Genomic DNA, 16,623 nt, shown 5'->3' with positions numbered 1-16,623 from the left:
TCAGCCGGCGACCGAGGCCCAGACCTGGGCGTGGGCGCGCAGGCTCCGCTCCCAGGTGAATTCGCTGGCTCGCTCCCGACCGCGGGCAGCCAGGCGGTGCGTCTCCGGATCGTCCGACGTGGCGTCCACGATCCCCTGCGCGATGCCGTCGGGGGTGGGATCGACGAGGAGCGCTCCGTCGCCGACGACCTCGGGGAGTGAGCTGGTGCGGGCCGCGACGACCAGCGTCCCGGCGGCCATGCCCTCGAGAGCAGGGAAGCCGAAGCCCTCGTAGAGGGATGGAACGACGACGGCCTCGGCAGCCGCCATGAGCCCGGGGACGACAGCGTCGTCGACAAGGCCGGCGAGCACCACTCGGGGAAGCCCCGCGAAGAGAGACGTCCGCCGCGGGTGGGGCGGGCCGGTCAGGACGAGGGACAGGTCGGGGCGAGCTTTGGCGACGTCGGCCCAGGCCCCGGCGAGTCCGGCGAGGTTCTTGCGCTCGGAGGCGCCGCCGGTTGTCAGGACGAAGGGGGTGGTGATGCCCAGGTCCCGGAGCTCGGCCCTGCTGGCTGCCTGGGCGTCGATGAACCGCGTGTCGACGCCGTGGTGGATGACGTGGGGTGTGTCGATGCCAAGGAGGTCGACGGCCTCGCCGGCGCTGAACGCGGACACGCAGACCACGGCTGCGGCGCGCCGGATCTCCTCGACGGCAGCGGCCACGGGGGCGGACTCGTCGCCGAACTTCCACGCCACGACGTCGTGGAGGGTGATGACGTCACGAGGGCCCGGCGGCAGCTCCAGACGCATCCGGTGGACGACCGCGTCGCGGGGGTAGATCGTGCGGCCCACGATCGAGCGGACGACCCGTGGCGCGGTGGCGACGCGAGACAGCGGGAGCCGGTGAGTCCCCTCGAGAGGTGAGCGCAGTGACCGCACCCGGACCTCGTCGGTGGTCCAGTGGTCGGGCAGCGCGTCGGCGGCCCGAGCAGACACCTGACGCTCGTAGACCCCGGTCCCGAGGAGGGACTCGGCGGCGACGCGGGCAACGGTGAGGTGCGGCACGGTGTCGACTCCTGTCGGCGGCTGCCATGATGAGCCCCGAGGTGTCGGGGCGAAGGGGGATCCGTGGGCAAGGGTAGGCCGAGACGTGTGGCGTTGGTGGCTTCGTCCTTCCACCCCCACACAGGCGGCGTCGAGACCCACGTCCGGCAGGTTGCCCGCGAGCTCGCCAGCGCGGGAACCGCTGTCGAGGTGTGGACCGTCGATCGGGGCGAACATCTCGGGACGACGACGGTCGACGGCATCACCGTGCGCTACCTGCCCACACCCCTGCCGGCTCGACGTCTCTCGTCCCTCGTGCGGCTGGCCGGCACTCTTCCACGGGCAGCACTCCGGTGGCGGGAGGCGAGCGCGTCCTTCGAGCCCGACGTCCTGCACGTGCAGTGCTTCGGGCCCAATGGTGTGTACGCGCTGGCGCTTCACCGACTGACGGGTACGCCGCTCGTCGTCACCTCGCACGGGGAGACCTTCGCCGACGACCACGGCGTCTACGACCGTTCGGCTCTGCTGCGCAAGGCTCTACGTGCGGCGATCGTGAGGGCCCAGACCGTCACGGCGCCCACGGAGTTCGTGCTCGAGGGTCTGCGCGCGCGCTTCGGCCTCGACGGGGGTGTCGTCGTGCCCAACGGGATCGAGCGCCAGGCGCCGCCCGCGGAAGCGGTGGAACTCCCCGCCGGTCGACCGCTCGTGGTGGCCGTGGGGCGAGTCGAACGGATGAAGGGCTTCGACCTTCTCCTCGACGTGCTGACGCAGCCGGGACTCGAGCACGTGCACGTGGCCATCGGGGGAACGGGCTCGCAGATCACGGCCCTTCGCGAGCAGGCTCGGGCGGCAGGCACTGCTGACCGCGTACACCTGCTGGGAGAACTGAGTCCGGGGCAGGTCGCGGCGGCCATGGCAGCCGCCGACGCGGTGGTCGTGCCGAGTCGGCATGAGGCCTTCGGAATTGTTGCGCTTGAGGCGTGGCGGGCCGGCACACCACTCATCGGCACAGTCAATGGAGGAATGCCGGAATTCGTCACGGATGGTGTTGACGGACTTCTGATCGATCCTCGGGAGCCAGATGCACTGGCGGCAGTTCTCTCGCGAGTTCTCGTCGACAGAGAGCTGACTCGCCGCCTGACGGCAGCCGGGAAGGGCGCTGCGCAACGTCTGACGTGGGGGCAGGTGACCCGACAATACGTACACCTGTATGAGTCGGCGAGGTCCGACCGCACTGGCCGACCTGACCACTGAACGCCTACGGGCCCTAGCCTTTGGTGCGTGGAAGACTTCCCCGTGGACCTGATCGTGAACGTTTTCGAGCGCACGTACCGCGATGTTCTCGTGCCCGGGTGGTTCACAGACGTGGTGCGGCAGAACGGCCGCGAGTTCGAGCGCAGGGTTGTGCTGATCAACAACGTCGACGACATGGCTGACGCGGTGGTCCGAGCAACACATCTGGTGGAGTCTGGCGAGATCACCGAATTCGTCCGGGTTGACGAGCGATTGCCGGCTGCGCTCGCGGCTGTGGGGTTGCGGCCCAGAGATCTGGGTGTCTTGCCCCACTTCACGGACTGTGCGCTCGTGGCGATCCATCTGAAAGGCAGCGACTTGCTCGTCTATTGGGACGTTGATGTGAAGCTCAGTCAACCCATCGACTGGGTGACACCTTCGGTCGAGCTCATGCGCTCGCACAGACGAGTCGTGGTGGCCAACCCGAGCTGGGACGCTGTAGAGGCTCGTGCTGAGTCGACCCACGAGGTTGGGGACTTCGTGCTCGGATACGGGTTCAGCGACACAGCTTTCCTTTGCCGCCGCAGCAGGTTCACGCACCGCGGCTACCGCAGGGTGGTCCCTGCGTCGTGGCGGTATCCCTTGGCGCACGTCGTGCCCGTATTCGAACAGCGGGTTGACTCGTGGATGAGACGCGAGCGCCTCTTGCGGGCTACATACCTTCCCGCGTCTATCGAGCACAGGGGCCCGGTCGGTACGCAGTATCCGACTGCGACGATTCGACAGCGGTTGCGGCGGTCGGTTCAGGCGCGTGTGGGACGGTGGCTGGCGATCGCGTTTCCCACAGACCCGAGATTCGCTCACTACGGACCGGATGATGCCCCGTTGAACTAACTGCGAACGTCGTCGTGCCGCACCAGCAGGGCCATGGCCTTGGTCGCTGCGGGCACCAGGCGTCGAGGGAGACTGCGAACTACGGCGTCGCAGTCCTGCGGCCGCAGTCCTGTCTTGGTCACTTTGAGGCCGATCCACAGGACCAGCGTGGACACGCAGCTCGAGAGAACGGCCGTCATCAACACCCCAATGGGCAGCCAATCGACCACGGACCAGGCGACTCCACAAGCGACGGGCGCGGTCAGCACAGGGGTAAGCATGCGGGCCACTTCCCGTCTGGAGAGGCCCAATTCCTGGCGCTCGCTCTCGAGGATGACACCCAATTGGACCAACACCGCACCGGCATTCGCGATGACGGCGCCCCACATGCCAAAAAGGGGGATCAGTGCGATGGCCAACACCAGGTCGGCGCAGAGGGCTGCGGCGTTGGCTATCAACAGGCGCCGCGCGGATAGCCGTGCCATGACAAAGGCCGAGATTGGTCCCGCTAGAACGCCGATGCCACCGACCAGTCCGAGAGCGAGGAGGGCGGTGGAGGCACCTGCGTACTCGCCTCCGTAGAGGAGTGGCACCAGGGCAGCGAGTGCCGGCAGTGCGATGACAGTGAGCGCGGCAATGACCACTGCTACGGAGCGGAGCGCGCGCTCGAATGCTTCCGCGACCTGGGCGGAACCGACTTCCTTCAAACCCGACACGGCGGGGATCAATGGGCCCGTCAACGCGTGCGCAGGGCCGAAGATGTGCGAGCTGACGCCGAAGGCGAGGGCGTAGAGTCCCACTTGCTCCGGCGAGGAGAGCCAGGTGAGGAAGACTACTTCGGTACGCGAGAGGGCTAGGTCGCCGATCAGGGCGGCGATCCCAGTGGGGACGGCGAATCGCCAGAACCCCGCCGGGAACCCCTTGGGGAGGCGTGGGCGCAGGACGGCTCGTCGGTAGTCGGACGAGATGGCCACGAAGGCCATGGCGATCACGCCTGCTGACAACACCACTCGCGCCGCCCAGACGGAGTCTGCGGTTCCCACCCACAGCACGGCACCGACGACACCGGCCTGGACGAGGACGTTGGAGACCATTGCGATCTTGGCCGCCTCCGCGCTCTTGTTCTCGATCGAGAGCGTGATCGTCGCGCCGTCCAGGGCTGCTGGGACCCAGACGCCGAAGGCCACCGCCAGCACCAAGAGAGGGATGGGGACATCCACGATGAAGACAATGAGGGCCGTGAGGATCGGGGCAACGACGAGGAGCCGGAAGCCTTGGGACGCCGACAGGATCTTTCGGACTTCGCTGGTTCTGCCAGCGGCATGGGCCCGAGCGCCGAACTGGATCATCGCTGAGGAAAGGCCTAGGGCGACGATGCTGCTGGCGATGCCGATGAGCGTGGTGAGGAAGGCCAGACGTCCGTAGCCGGCCGGAGCCAGAACTCGCGCGAGGAGGAGGTTGACCGCGAATGCGACGGGCACGGAGACGATGGTGTGGATCATTGTCCAGGCCACGCCCTTGACCGCCCGGTCCTGCAGTTGGGCACTGTTGAGAGCGGTGCGTGCCGATTCAGTCGGCTCCGTCATTAGTCTTCTCCTCGGTGGGCTCCTGGAGCCACCGGTCAGTATGGCGCGGAACTGGCAGGATGCCGGTCATGAGACCGAGGTTGGGTGCCTACCTGTTGCCAGGAGACCCTGTGTGGCTGCGTTCCAGCCTGCGGCGCTACTACGAGTTACTCGACGACCTCGTGGTGGTTGTCCCGGTGCCTGCGACTGGGTGGACTGGCCGACCCTTGCCGGTGGATCAGTGTCTGGACATCATTTCCGAGGTAGATGTCCGCGGGATTGCACGTCGGGTGGATGGACATTGGGAGGACCTCGACCAGCCGATGCGAGCCGACACAGCTCAGCGGCAGGCCGGACTTGACGCCCTCCGCGGGCGCGTCGACTGGGTGCTCCAGATCGACAATGACGAGGTGGTGCCGGATCCTGGCTTTCTCGTCGACTCGCTGCAGGCGGTCGCCGACGACGTGGTCGGCATCGAGTGGCCGCTTCGGGTGCTCTACCGGCGTCTGTCCGACCGGACCTTCGTGGCTGTGAGCGGAGCAGCCGGTGAACCTGTTGTCGAGTACCCCGGAAGCACGGTTGTCAGGCCAAACGCGACGCTCGTCGACGCTCGGCGCCCCGGCGAAGGCAAGATCATCAGACATGTCGTGAAGGGCGACAAACAGTCACTGCAGATCGCCCGCCCACCCGGACCAGAGGAACTGCGCGTCGAGGGCCTCGCCGTCGAACAGGTCATTCTCCACAACTCGTGGGGGCGGACCCCTGCTCAGATCATGCAGAAGACGCGCAGTTGGGGCCATGCCTCTGGCGCCAGGGGCCTCGTGTACTTCGCAACGCGATGGTGGCCGTCGCGATGGACGTGGCGGTGGCAGCGCAACCTGCACCCCTTCGCCGACGGGCTGTGGCCCAGGCTGGCCAAGGTCTCGGTGCCGGCAGAGTTGCTCGATGCCCACGACTGACGAGCCCGGTCAGACGAATCTCTTGGCGTAGCCCAACCGGTATCGCAGATCCTCGTTGCGCTTGCGGATCGGTCGCGCGGGGTTGCCACCGACGACGGTGAAGGGCTCGACGTCCTTGGTGACGACGGCGCCCGCCGCGACCACGGCGCCCTGACCAATGGTGACGCCGGGCAGGACGATGGCGTGGCTCGCCACCCATGCGTGATCCCCGATGGCCACTGGCCCGCCTGTTTCCGCGAAGGTGGGGGAGTCGACGTCGTGCTCTCGGGTGTAGATGTGCACTCGGCTTCCGAGATTGACGCTGTCCCCGATGCTCAGACCTGAGCGACCATCGAGGAAGCAGGTGTCGCCGATAGTCACGTTCTCACCGATGACGATGCGCTCCGGTGCGTAGAACTCCGCTCGCCAGTGAATTGCAGAGGACGTCGGCAGGCGCATTCCGCAATTGCGATAGATGACCTTGCGAGCACGGTGCGAGGGGATGCGGCCCGCGCTGGTCAGCAATCGAAGCCGAAGGTCGCCCCAGACATCACGACGCCACGCCGCCGCCCGGAGAACAGGGGCAGGTGCATGGCGCTTCAGCGTGGCCTTGAGGGTCATGAAGGGTCCTCACGGGGTGGGCGGGTCTCCTCTAGTGTGTCACCGTGGCGGAGGAACACGGGCCTACCGACGGGGGCGGGAAAGACGCTGTTGTCGTACTCAACTTCCACGGTCGCTCGGACACCGAGAGATGCGTTGAGTCGCTGGTCGCGGGCTCGCCGGATGTACTCGTCGTCGTGGTGGACAACGGGTCGTATGACGGGTGTCTTGAGGTAGTGTCGCGACGCTGGCCGCAGGTCTGGACGCTGCAAAATCGGGAGAATCTCGGCTTTGCCGGCGGAATGAACACCGGCTTGAGATGGGCTATGGATCGAGGCGCCGCTACCGTCACAGTCCTCAACAACGACACGATCGTCCCATCCGGTGCGCTTCGCCAGCTATCTGGTGTTGCCCGACGAGGCCACGCGGTAAGCCCGGTCGTGGAGTACGCGGATGGCTCCGGTCGCGTCTGGTTCGGCGGCGGCGCGATCGACGCTGAAACCGGTCTCGCGCGTCATCTCTCCGACACCGAACTGGCCGCCGACCCTGTCGGTGACGACGGACTTCGTGTTACGACCACTTTGGCTGGGTGTTGTGTCACCGCCTCGTCCGCGACCTGGCGATCGGTTGGGCTCTTCGACGAGCGGTACTTCCTGAACTTCGAGGACTCCGACTGGAGCCTGCGAGCCTCCGCCGAGGGGATCTCTCTCGTCGTCGACACCGGCGTGGTCATCGAGCATCAGGTGTCGGCATCGTTCACCGGTGCCTACTCCTATTTGGGCTTGTTCTACTACGCGCGCAACGGACTGATGTTCATCTCCCACCGACTTCAAGGGACGACCACGCAGCGATACCGATTCATTCGACGTCACGTGGTTCCCGCGGTCACACGACACCTCCGTCGTCGGGAATGGAGAGAGGCTGCACGCCGTGGCCTGATCGCGGCGGCGGCAGTGGGCTCGTGGGGGACGCGACGGTACGGGCGGGCTCCCGGGTGGCTCGAACGTCGAGCCACGGGTTGGAGCGCCCCGCGTACGTAAGCCGACCGGTCCATAGACTCCACCGCATGGGGGAGCAGCAGAGGCCGGTCCGCGTCGCGATCCTCGACCACACCGCCCAGCTCGGCGGGGTCGAGCTGGCGCTCGTGCGCCTCATGGACACCCTCGCCACGCGGGACGACGTCGACGTGCGCGTCCTGCTCTTCGCCGACGGCCCGCTCGTCGGGCGCCTGCGGGAGCGGGGGCACACGGTCGAGGTGCTGCCCCTCGACGAGGGGATCGGCACGACCACCCGCGAGCAGGCGGCGGGGCTGCGGACGGCGGCGCGGTCCGCGGTGGGGGCCGCCCCCTTCGTCCGGAGGCTGGCGGCACGGCTGCGCGAGCTCGACGTCGACGTCGTCCACACGACGACCCTCAAGGCCGACCTGCTCGGGGTGCCGGCTGCGCGCCTGGCCCGCCGCCCGCTCGTCTGGCACATCCGTGACCGCATCGCCCCCGACTACCTGCCCGCTCCGCTCGTGCGCCTCATGCGCCAGATCGCCACGTGGGGCCCGCAGCGCGTCATCGCCAACTCCCGCGCCACCGCGGCGACCCTGCCCGGGGTCGAGGTCACCGTCGCCCACCCCGGCCTCGTGCCGGCGCAGATCCGCCCCGAGCCGCGCCCCCGACCTGCCGATCCGGTCGTCGGGCTCCTCGGGCGCATCAGCCCGACCAAGGGTCAGCTCGAGCTGGTCCGCGCCGCAGCGCAGGTCGTGCGCCGCCACCCGGAGACGACCTTCCGCATCATCGGGTCCCCGATGTTCGGTCATGAGGAGCACGAAGGGGAGGTCCGTCGCGAGATCGAGCGGCTGGGACTGGGCGAGCACGTCCAGCTCGTCGGCTTCACCGACGACCCGGCCGCAGAGCTCGACGCGATGACCGTGGCCGTCCACGCGTCGCCGGTGCCCGAGCCCTACGGCCAGGTCGTCGCCGAGGCGATGGCCCGCGGGGTGCCGGTCGTCGCGACCGACGCCGGGGGAGTGCCCGAGATCGTCACCGGTGGCCCGGCGTCCGTCGGCTGGCTCGTCCCGCCCGGTGACGTCGACGCCCTGGCCGCCGCCATCACCGCAGCCCTCGACGACCCCGACGAGGCCGAGCGCCGCGGCGCCGCCGGCTGGCAGCGGGCGCGCACCGACCTCGGCATCGGCCCGAGCACCGACACCATCGTGGGGGTCTGGCGCGAGGTGGCCGGCAGGACCGGGACGAGCACGCACGAGCGCACCCGCGTGGCCATCGCCCACGACTACCTCACCCAGCGCGGCGGAGCGGAGCGGGTCGTCTTGGCCCTCCTGCAGGCTTTCCCCGACGCGACCGTGCACACGACGCTCTACGACCCCGAGGGCACCTTCCCCGAGTTCCGCGACGTCGACATCCGGGTCAGCCCGCTCAACCTCGTCGGCCCGCTGCGGCGCCACCACCGCGCGGCGCTGCCCTTCCTTCCCTTCGCCTCGAGCGCGCTGCGCATCGACGCCGACCTCGTCGTCGCCAGCAGCAGCGGCTGGGCCCACGGGTTCCCCACCACCGGCCGCACCCTCGTCTACTGCCACGCACCCGCCCGCTGGCTCTACCAGAGCGAGCGCTACCTCGGCGGCGACCCGCGGCGCTCGCCGACCGGGCTCGCGCTGCTCGCGCTGCGTGCCCCCCTTCGCCGCTGGGACCGCCGCGCCGCTGCCCGCGCCGACGCCTATCTCGCCAACAGCCACGTCGTGCGCGAGCGCATCGGTGAGGCCTACGGCATCGACGCCGAGGTGCTGCCGCCCCCCTTCGCCGTCGACACGACCGGGGAGCAGGAGGCGGTGCCCGAGGCCGCCGACTGGTGCGAGGGCTACCACCTCGTCGTCTCCCGCCTGCTGCCGTACAAGAACGTCGACCAGGTGGTCGAGGCATTCCGCGGGCTGCCCGAGCACCTGCTCGTCATCGGCGCCGGCCCGCTGCTCGCGCCGCTGCGGGCCGCCGCGCCGGACAACGTGCGCATCGCGACCGACCTCACCGACGCCCAGATGCGCTGGGCCTATGCCCACGCCCGCGCGCTCGTCGCCGCGAGCCACGAGGACTTCGGTCTCACCCCGCTCGAGGCGGGCGCCTTCGGCCGGCCGACGCTCGCGCTGCGTGCCGGCGGTTACCTCGACACCATCGCCGACGGGGTCAACGGCGCCTTCTTCGACGAGCCGACGGCCGACGCGATCCGGGCCGCCGTCGTCGCCGACCGGGGCCGCACGTGGGACCCCGCGGCGATCCGCGCCCACGTCGAGGCCTTCTCTCCCAAGCGATTCGTCGAGCGCGTGCGAGCCGCCGCAGCCCGGCTGGCATCATGACCCCCATGACCAGCCCTGCACCTGACCGGCCCCGGATCCTCTCCGGGATGCAGCCCACGAGCGACTCCCTCCACCTCGGCAACTACCTCGGTGCGCTCGTCAACTGGGTCGGTCTGCAGGAGGACTTCGACGCCTACTACTTCGTCGCCGACCTGCACGCGCTCACCGTGCCCACCGATCCGGCCGACATCACCCGCCGCAGCCGCGTCACCGCCGCCCAGTACATCGCCGGCGGCGTCGACCCCGAGCGCTCGGCGATCTTCTGCCAGAGCCACGTGCGCGAGCACACCGAGCTCATGTGGGTCCTCGCCTGCCAGACCGCCTTCGGCGAGGCGAGCCGGATGACGCAGTTCAAGGACAAGACGGCCAAGGGGCACAACGCCAACGTCGGCCTCTTCACCTACCCGATCCTCATGGCCGCCGACATCCTCATCTACGACGCGGCCCGCGTGCCGGTCGGCGACGACCAGCGCCAGCACCTCGAGATCACCCGCGACCTCGCCGAGCGCTTCAACGCCCGCTTCGGCGACACCCTCGTCGTGCCCGAGCCGCACATCCTCAAGGAGTCGGCGCGGATCATGGACCTGCAGGAGCCCACCGGCAAGATGAGCAAGTCGAGCTCCTCGGACAAGGGCCTGATCTCGCTGCTCGACGACCCCAAGCGCATCGCGAAGAAGATCCGCTCCGCCGTCACCGACGTCGACGGCGAGATCCGCTACGACGTCGACGCCAAGCCGGGGGTGTCCAACCTGCTGTCGATCCACTCGGCACTGTCGGGCACGTCGATCGCCGACCTCGAGGCCCACTTCGCCGGTCAGGGCTACGGCGCCCTCAAGCAGGAGGTCGCCGACGTCGTCGTCAGCGCCATCGAGCCCTACCAGCGCCGCATGGACGAGCTGATGTCCGACCCGGCCGAGCTCGACAGCATCGTCGCCAAGGGCGCGGCCCGCGCCGCCGAGATCGCCTCCGCGACCCGCGACCGCGTCTACGACCGCGTCGGCCTGCTCACCCCCCGGGCCTGATCGTGCCCGTCCACGGCGTGTCCATCGAGATCCCCGAGCCCTGGGGGTCGCAGCTGCAGCAGCAGCGGGAGGACGTCGGTGACCCGATGGCGCGGGCGATCCCGCCGCACGTCACGCTCATGCCGCCGACGGAGGTGCCCGAGGCCGAGCTGCCCGTCTTCGTCCACCACCTCGAGTCGGTGGCTGCCGCGCACGGGCCCTTCATGATGCAGCTGCGCGGCACCGGCACCTTCCGGCCGGTGAGCCCGGTCGTCTTCGTGCAGGTCGCCCAGGGCATCCCGATGTGCGAGCGGCTGGAGCAGGCCGTGCGTCGCGGTCCGGTCGTGCGCGACCTCGAGTTCCCCTACCACCCGCACGTGACGATCGCCCACCAGGTGAGCGACGCCCAGCTCGACCGCGCCTTCGGCGACCTGGCGACCTTCGACGCGTCCTTCGAGGTGACCAGCTTCCACCTCTACGACCACGGCGCCGACGGCGTGTGGCGCCCGCAGACGGGCTTCGAGCTCAGTGGGGAGCCTCTGCGGCCTTCATCGTGAGGTGCCCCTCCGGGTCGAGCCGGTCGAGGACCGCGGTGCAGATCTCGGAGAGCTGACCCACCTGCTCGGGCGTCAGGGCGTCGAAGACCTCCTCGCGCACGAGCGTCACGTGCCCGGGGGCCGCAGCGACGATGACCTCCATGCCGGCGTCGGTGAGCGTCGCATCGGTGGCCCGCGCGTCCGTCTGGCTCGGGCGCCGCACGAGCAGGCCGCGCCCCTCGAGGCGGCGGGCGACGTGCGAGAGCCGGGGGAGCGTCGCCTGGGTGCGCTGGGCGAGCCATGACATGCGCAGGGTTCGCTCGGGCGCCTCCGAGAGCATCGCGAGGACCTGGTACTCGAAGTGCGTCAGCTCCGCGTCGCGGCGCAGCTGGGCGTCCAGTCGCGACGGCAGCAGCTCCGCCAGGGCGATGAGGCGCAGCCACGCCGTCAGCTCGTCGTCGGTGAGCCAGCGGGGTTCCATGGCCGCAGTCTCCCAGACCGGACGGCCGGAGACCGGTCGGGCCCGGCCCGCCTCAGGCGGCGTGGGCCGAGGCCGCGCGCTCGTAGTGGCGGACGAGCTGCTCGGTGAGGCTGCTCCACGATCGGTGGGCGACCATCTCGGGACCGGCGGCGGCCATCGACGCCCGCAGGCTCGGCGAGTCGACGAGCTCGGCGACCCAGCGGGCGAGGTCGCCGCGCACCTGCGGGTCGAAGAGGTATCCCGAGCGGCCGTGGTCGACGAGGTCGAGCGGGCCGCCGACGGCGGGGGCGACGACCGGCAGCCCGGCGGCCGCGGCCTCCTGCAGCGTCTGGCCGAAGGTCTCCTTGGTCCCCGTGTGCACGAAGACGTCGAAGGTCGCGTAGGCGCGGGCCAGGTCGGCACCCGTGCGCGGGCCGAGGAAGGCCGGCGGCAGGTTGGGTCGGCCGGAGCTCGCGGCGACGGCCTCGGCGAGCCGCGCACCGAGCTCGTTGCGGCTCGGGCCCTCTCCGACGAGGACGAGCCGGGTGCCCGGCAGCTGGGCCAGCTCGGCGAGGCGGTGCAGCTCCTTCTCCGGCGCGAGCCGGCCGACGTAGCCGAGGAGGACCTCGCCGTTGGGGGCGAGCGCGTGCTTGAGGGCGAGCGTCTCCGGGTCGTCCTTCCACTCCGGGCGGAAGAGCGCGGTGTCGACGCCCCGGCCCCACAGGTCGGTGCGCGGGATGCGGTGCTCGCGCAGCTCCTCGAGCGTCGGGCGGCTAGGCGCGAGCGTGAGATCGGCCCGCTCGTGCAGCCGGCGCACCCACTCCCACGTCAGCGAGGAGGCGCCCCGGCCGATGGCTCCGGGGCCGTGCTGCTTGACGTAGTTGGGCATGTCGGTCTGGTAGATCGCGACCGTCGGCAGGTCGAAGGTCTCGGCGTTGTGCAGCCCCCGCGCCCCGACGAGGAAGGGGGAGGCGACGTGCACGACGTCGGGCCGGAAGTCGCGCAGCGCCCGGCGCACGGCACCCGTCGGCAGGCCGGCGCGGAAGCCGCGGACGGGCACCGCCGGCAGCGTCCGCACGACGTGCCCCGCATAGGTGGCCGGCGCGGGGCCGGGGGCGATGATCATCGCCTTGTGGCCCTGCTCGCGCAGGTTCTCGGCCACGCGGCAGACGCTCGTCGTGACGCCGTTGAGGCTGGGCAGGAAGGACTCGGTCGCAATAGCCACTCGCACGGTCTCCAATGTGGAGGTGCCGCCACCCCCCTTCGGTGTCGTCGAGGGGGGTGTCCGGTGATCATCAGGTGACGACTTGGTCGAAGGGGGGACCCGCCCCCGTCACGAGGCGGTCTCCTCGGGCGTGCCGGGTACGGTGCACGACATGACGACGACAGGGGATCTCGACCGCTTCTGGGCCGTGGTGCCCGCCGGGGGAGCGGGCACACGGCTGTGGCCGGTGTCGCGGGCCGGCTCGCCGAAGTTCCTCCACGACCTGACCGGCAGCGGCCGCACCCTCATCCAGGCCACGGTCGACCGCCTGCGGGTCCTCGCCGGAGAGCGGGTCCTCGTCGTCACCGGCGCCGCGCACGCCGCCGCGGTCCACGAGCAGGTGCCCGACCTGCCCGACGACCTGCTGATCGCCGAGCCCTCGCCGCGTGACTCGATGGCGGCGATCGGCCTCGCCGCGGCCGTGCTCGAGCGGCGCGACCCCGACGCGATCATCGGGTCCTTCGCCGCCGACCACGTCATTGCCGACCAGGAGGCCTTCGGCGCCGCCGTCGTCGAGGCCGTCGGCGTCGCCCGCCGCGACGACCTCGTCGTGACGATCGGCATCGAGCCGACCTTCCCCTCGACCGGCTTCGGCTACATCCAGATGGGTCCGCGGCTGCGCGCCCACCCGAGCGCCGCCCGGGTCCGCCAGTTCGTCGAGAAGCCCGACGCCCGCCGCGCCGCGTCCTACCTGGCGACTGGCGAGTTCCGCTGGAACGCCGGCATGTTCGTCGTCCGCGCCGCGACCCTGCTCGACCTGCTGGCCCAGTGGCACCCAGACCTGGCCGCCGGGCTGCGCGAGATCGCGGCCGACCCCGACCTGCTCGAGAGCCGCTGGGAGGGGCTGGAGAAGATCGCCATCGACCACGCCGTCGCCGAGCCCGCCGCCGACGAGGGTCTCGTGGCCGTCGTGCCCGGCAGCTTCGACTGGGACGACGTCGGCGACTTCAAGTCCCTCTCCTGCCTGCTGCCCCCCGCCGAGGGGGCGATGACCGTCGTCGGCGACCCCGCCCAGGTCCAGGCCATCGACTCCGGCGGCCTCGTCGTCTCCGAGTCCGGCCGCATGGTCGCCGTCGTGGGTCTCGAGGACGTCGTCGTCGTCGAGACCGACGACGCCCTGCTCGTCGCCAGCCGGGAGCGGGCCCAGGACGTCAAGCTCGTCGTCGAGGCCCTCAAGGCGGCCGGGCGCACCGACCTCGTCTGACGTCGAGCGTTCATCCGGTGGGCGCCTCCACGTCCGCAGGCGGTCGCCTCGGTAGAGTCGCACCGCCATGACTGCACCTCTCGCCCCGACGCTGCTGCGCGTCATCGACCGGCTGCTGCCCGAGCTGATCGACTTCCGGCGGGACCTGCACGCCCACCCGGAGATCTCCTTCCAGGAGCACCGCACGACCGCGCGGCTGCGCGAGCGGCTCGAGGCCGCCGGGCTCGAGCCGCGGTCGCTGAGCGAGACCGGGCTCGTCGTCGACCTCGGCGCGAGCGAGCCGCGCCGCCGCGTCGCCCTGCGCGGTGACATCGACGCGCTGCCGGTCCGCGAGCGCAGCGGCCTCGACTGGACCTCGACCAACGACGGTGTCTGCCACGCCTGCGGGCACGACGTCCACACGACCGCCCTGCTCGGCGCCGGCCTGGCGCTCGCCGAGGTCGCCGACGAGCTCGCCGCCCGCCACGTCGGCGTCCGGCTGATCTTTCAGCCCGCCGAGGAGCAGATGCCCGGCGGCGCGCTCGCCTTCGTCAAGGCCGGCGTCATGTCGGGCGTCGACACCGTCTACGCCGTGCACTGCGACCCCTCGCTCGACGTCGGCGAGATCGGCCTGCGCGAGGGGCCGCTCACGGCGGCCGCCGACCAGGTGACGGTGACCCTCCGCGGCCGCGGCGGCCACACCTCGCGGCCCTTCCTCACCGAGGACCTCACCTATGCCCTGGGCAAGGTCGTCACCGACGTGCCCGCGGTCCTCAGCCGGCGGGTCGACCCGCGGGCCGGGCTGGTCGTCGTGTGGGGCCGGGTCTCCGCCGGCGAGGCGATCAACGTCATCCCCTCCACCGGTGTCGCGCAGGGCACGCTGCGCATGCTCGACGTCGGCCTCTGGGAGGAGATCGGCCCGCTGCTCCACGAGGTCGTCGCCGACGTCGTGCGTCCCTACGGAGTGACGGCCGCCGTCGACCACATCCGTGGCGTGCCGCCGGTCGTCAACGACTCCGCCGCGGTCGCCGCGCTCGGTCGGGCGAGCATGGCCGCGGGCCTGCGCCCGGTGCCGACGCCGCACAGCCTCGGCGGCGAGGACTTCGCGTGGATGCTCCACGAGGCCGAGGGCGCCATGGCGCGCCTGGGCACCCGCACCCACGGCGGGCGCACCTTCGACCTGCACCAGGGCGACCTCGTCGTCGACGAGGGCGCCGTGCGCAACGGCACCGCCCTGCTCACCCTCGCCGCGGCGGGGGAGTGGACCCGCGTCGAGGACGCCTGACCCCGGCCCTGCGCCCGGGTGAGGGTTTTCCCCCTTCGATCCCGGTCTCATAACAGTTGGTCCCACCGATCACATCGGCCTCTGTTGGTGCCCCAACCGGGACGTAGCATCCCCCGATGGCACGAAGGTGCCCCGATACCCCTGTTGAGAAGGAGAGCGCCTTGCGTCACACCGTGAAGGTCGCATCGATCATGTCCGTCGCCGCTCTGGCCCTGACCGCCTGCGGCAGCAGCGACTCCGGTGGCGACTCCACGTCCGCCGAGGGCGGCAGCGACGTCAAGGCCTGCCTTGCCTACGACGTGGGTGGCCGTGGCGACCAGTCGTTCAACGACTCCGCCGCCAAGGGCCTGGACCAGGCCAAGGACGAGCTCGGCATCGAGACCGACGAGGTCGAGGCCAGCCAGGGCGAGAACGACGCGGCCCGCGAGGACCGTCTCAACCAGCTCGTCGACGCCGGCTGCACCAACGTCATCGGCGTCGGCTACATCTACGCCAAGGCGATCGGCGCCGCGGCCAAGGACAACCCCGACATCAGCTTCGCGATCATCGACGACGCCTCCGACGACTCGAAGGGTGACAACGTCGCCCAGCTGACCTTCTCCGAGCAGGAGGGCTCCTTCCTCGTCGGTGCGGCTGCCGCGCTGAAGTCGAAGAGCGGCAAGGTCGGCTTCATCGGTGGCGTCGACGTCCCGCTGATCAACAAGTTCGAGGCGGGCTTCAAGGCCGGCGCCAAGGCAGTCGACCCCAAGATCGACATCCAGACGAAGTACCTCGCCGAGGACGGCTCCGGCTTCGCCGACCCGGCCAAGGGCCAGACCGCCGCCGAGGGCATGTACGACAAGGGCGCGGACGTCGTCTACCACGCCGCCGGCGCCTCCGGCAGCGGCGTCTTCAAGGCCGCCGCGGCGGACAAGAAGATGGCCATCGGTGTCGACTCCGACCAGGCCAAGACCGCCGACGCGAGCGTCCGCGACGTCATCATCACCTCGATGGTCAAGAACGTCGACGTCGCCGTCTTCGACTACATCAAGTCCGCGACCGAGGGTGACCCGATCTCCGGCCCGACCGTCTTCGGTCTCAAGGACGACGGCGTCGGCTACTCGACGACCGGCGGCAAGATCGACGACATCACCGACAAGCTCGACGACTACAAGAAGCAGATCATCGACGGGAAGATCACCGTTCCCGCCAAGTGACGCAGCCCCACCCACGAGGCCCGGTCGCGCACCTCGCGCGGACCGGGCCTCGTGGCCGTCCGGGGCGTTAGTCTTCGCCTGCGTGCCCTGACGGGCCGTGGACGCACACCGGAG

15 protein-coding genes are annotated in these 16,623 nt (G+C 70.4%); 10 read left to right on the top strand and 5 right to left on the bottom strand.

The features are described 5' to 3' along the window. A complete protein-coding gene (locus tag NMQ01_RS11700; RefSeq protein ID WP_255184103.1) occupies positions 1-1,044 on the bottom strand; it encodes a glycosyltransferase family 1 protein in 1,044 nt (347 codons plus the stop codon). A gap of 63 nt (positions 1,045-1,107) precedes the next feature. Here NMQ01_RS11700 and NMQ01_RS11695 point away from each other — a divergent pair, with 63 nt between their 5' ends. Then, positions 1,108-2,277, top strand: a complete 1,170-nt coding sequence (locus NMQ01_RS11695; protein WP_255184102.1) for a glycosyltransferase family 4 protein — start codon at positions 1,108-1,110, stop codon at positions 2,275-2,277. Between the two features lie 27 nt (positions 2,278-2,304). After that, complete coding sequence (locus tag NMQ01_RS11690; protein WP_255184101.1) at positions 2,305-3,150, top strand: hypothetical protein; 846 nt, start codon at positions 2,305-2,307, stop codon at positions 3,148-3,150. On the opposite strand, the gene NMQ01_RS11685 is transcribed toward NMQ01_RS11690, so the two are convergent. Next, a complete protein-coding gene (locus NMQ01_RS11685; RefSeq protein ID WP_255184100.1) occupies positions 3,147-4,715 on the bottom strand; it encodes an oligosaccharide flippase family protein in 1,569 nt (522 codons plus the stop codon). The genes NMQ01_RS11690 and NMQ01_RS11685 overlap by 4 nt on opposite strands. 110 nt (positions 4,716-4,825) lie before the next feature. Here NMQ01_RS11685 and NMQ01_RS11680 point away from each other — a divergent pair, with 110 nt between their 5' ends. Further along, positions 4,826-5,653 carry a hypothetical protein gene (locus tag NMQ01_RS11680; RefSeq protein WP_255184099.1) on the top strand — a complete coding sequence of 276 codons (828 nt, stop codon included), beginning with the start codon at positions 4,826-4,828 and terminating at the stop codon, positions 5,651-5,653. A gap of 9 nt (positions 5,654-5,662) precedes the next feature. Here NMQ01_RS11680 and NMQ01_RS11675 read toward each other — a convergent pair whose 3' ends face one another. Further along, the gene (locus tag NMQ01_RS11675; RefSeq protein WP_255184098.1) at positions 5,663-6,253 is read right to left on the bottom strand and encodes a DapH/DapD/GlmU-related protein; all 591 of its coding nucleotides are present in this window, start codon (positions 6,251-6,253) and stop codon (positions 5,663-5,665) included. A gap of 44 nt (positions 6,254-6,297) precedes the next feature. On the opposite strand from NMQ01_RS11675, the gene NMQ01_RS11670 reads away from it, so the two are divergent. From NMQ01_RS11670 to NMQ01_RS11650, 4 genes are read left to right on the top strand one after another with little or no spacing between them, the layout of a single operon-like run. Next, positions 6,298-7,272 (top strand): glycosyltransferase, encoded by a 975-nt coding sequence (locus NMQ01_RS11670; protein ID WP_255184097.1) that lies wholly within the window; start codon positions 6,298-6,300, stop codon positions 7,270-7,272. A gap of 26 nt (positions 7,273-7,298) precedes the next feature. After that, the gene (locus NMQ01_RS15975; protein ID WP_369694813.1) at positions 7,299-9,584 is read left to right on the top strand and encodes a glycosyltransferase; all 2,286 of its coding nucleotides are present in this window, start codon (positions 7,299-7,301) and stop codon (positions 9,582-9,584) included. Positions 9,585-9,589: 5 nt separating this feature from the next. After that, entirely contained in the window at positions 9,590-10,606 is a 1,017-nt protein-coding gene (gene trpS, locus NMQ01_RS11655; protein WP_255184096.1) for a tryptophan--tRNA ligase, read from the top strand. Between the two features lie 17 nt (positions 10,607-10,623). Next, a complete protein-coding gene (locus tag NMQ01_RS11650) occupies positions 10,624-11,142 on the top strand; it encodes a 2'-5' RNA ligase family protein (protein ID WP_255184095.1) in 519 nt (172 codons plus the stop codon). On the opposite strand, the gene NMQ01_RS11645 is transcribed toward NMQ01_RS11650, so the two are convergent. After that, entirely contained in the window at positions 11,111-11,602 is a 492-nt protein-coding gene (locus NMQ01_RS11645) for a MarR family winged helix-turn-helix transcriptional regulator (RefSeq protein WP_255184094.1), read from the bottom strand. The two genes, NMQ01_RS11650 and NMQ01_RS11645, sit on opposite strands and share 32 nt — an antisense overlap. A 52-nt stretch (positions 11,603-11,654) precedes the next feature. After that, complete coding sequence (locus tag NMQ01_RS11640) at positions 11,655-12,812, bottom strand: glycosyltransferase family 1 protein (protein WP_255184093.1); 1,158 nt, start codon at positions 12,810-12,812, stop codon at positions 11,655-11,657. 145 nt (positions 12,813-12,957) lie between these two features. Here NMQ01_RS11640 and NMQ01_RS11635 point away from each other — a divergent pair, with 145 nt between their 5' ends. From NMQ01_RS11635 to NMQ01_RS11625, 3 genes are all read left to right on the top strand, one after another. Further along, positions 12,958-14,049, top strand: a complete 1,092-nt coding sequence (locus NMQ01_RS11635; protein ID WP_255184092.1) for a mannose-1-phosphate guanylyltransferase — start codon at positions 12,958-12,960, stop codon at positions 14,047-14,049. A gap of 67 nt (positions 14,050-14,116) precedes the next feature. Beyond that, positions 14,117-15,313: an amidohydrolase gene (locus NMQ01_RS11630; RefSeq protein WP_255184091.1), complete on the top strand. Its 1,197-nt coding sequence runs from the start codon at positions 14,117-14,119 to the stop codon at positions 15,311-15,313. A 161-nt stretch (positions 15,314-15,474) separates the two neighbouring features. Then, the gene (locus NMQ01_RS11625) at positions 15,475-16,509 is read left to right on the top strand and encodes a BMP family protein (RefSeq protein ID WP_255184090.1); all 1,035 of its coding nucleotides are present in this window, start codon (positions 15,475-15,477) and stop codon (positions 16,507-16,509) included. Positions 16,510-16,623: the final 114 nt, after the last annotated feature.

The sequence above is a fragment of the Janibacter sp. CX7 genome (assembly GCF_024362365.1).
In the GTDB taxonomy this organism is placed as follows: domain Bacteria; phylum Actinomycetota; class Actinomycetes; order Actinomycetales; family Dermatophilaceae; genus Janibacter.
The sequence above is the reverse complement of the archived record's forward strand: the minus strand, read 5'-3'. Positions and strand labels throughout refer to the sequence as shown.

What these genes read in the sequence shown, in the direction of transcription:
- NMQ01_RS11685 (WP_255184100.1), bottom strand. Translation starts at nt 4,715, where the DNA reads ATGACGGAGCCGACTGAATCGGCACGCACCGCTCTCAACAGTGCCCAA.
- NMQ01_RS11630 (WP_255184091.1), top strand. Translation starts at nt 14,117, where the DNA reads ATGACTGCACCTCTCGCCCCGACGCTGCTGCGCGTCATCGACCGGCTG.
- trpS (WP_255184096.1), top strand. Translation starts at nt 9,590, where the DNA reads ATGACCAGCCCTGCACCTGACCGGCCCCGGATCCTCTCCGGGATGCAG.
- NMQ01_RS15975 (WP_369694813.1), top strand. Translation starts at nt 7,299, where the DNA reads ATGGGGGAGCAGCAGAGGCCGGTCCGCGTCGCGATCCTCGACCACACC.
- NMQ01_RS11675 (WP_255184098.1), bottom strand. Translation starts at nt 6,253, where the DNA reads ATGACCCTCAAGGCCACGCTGAAGCGCCATGCACCTGCCCCTGTTCTC.
- NMQ01_RS11645 (WP_255184094.1), bottom strand. Translation starts at nt 11,602, where the DNA reads ATGGAACCCCGCTGGCTCACCGACGACGAGCTGACGGCGTGGCTGCGC.
- NMQ01_RS11635 (WP_255184092.1), top strand. Translation starts at nt 12,958, where the DNA reads ATGACGACGACAGGGGATCTCGACCGCTTCTGGGCCGTGGTGCCCGCC.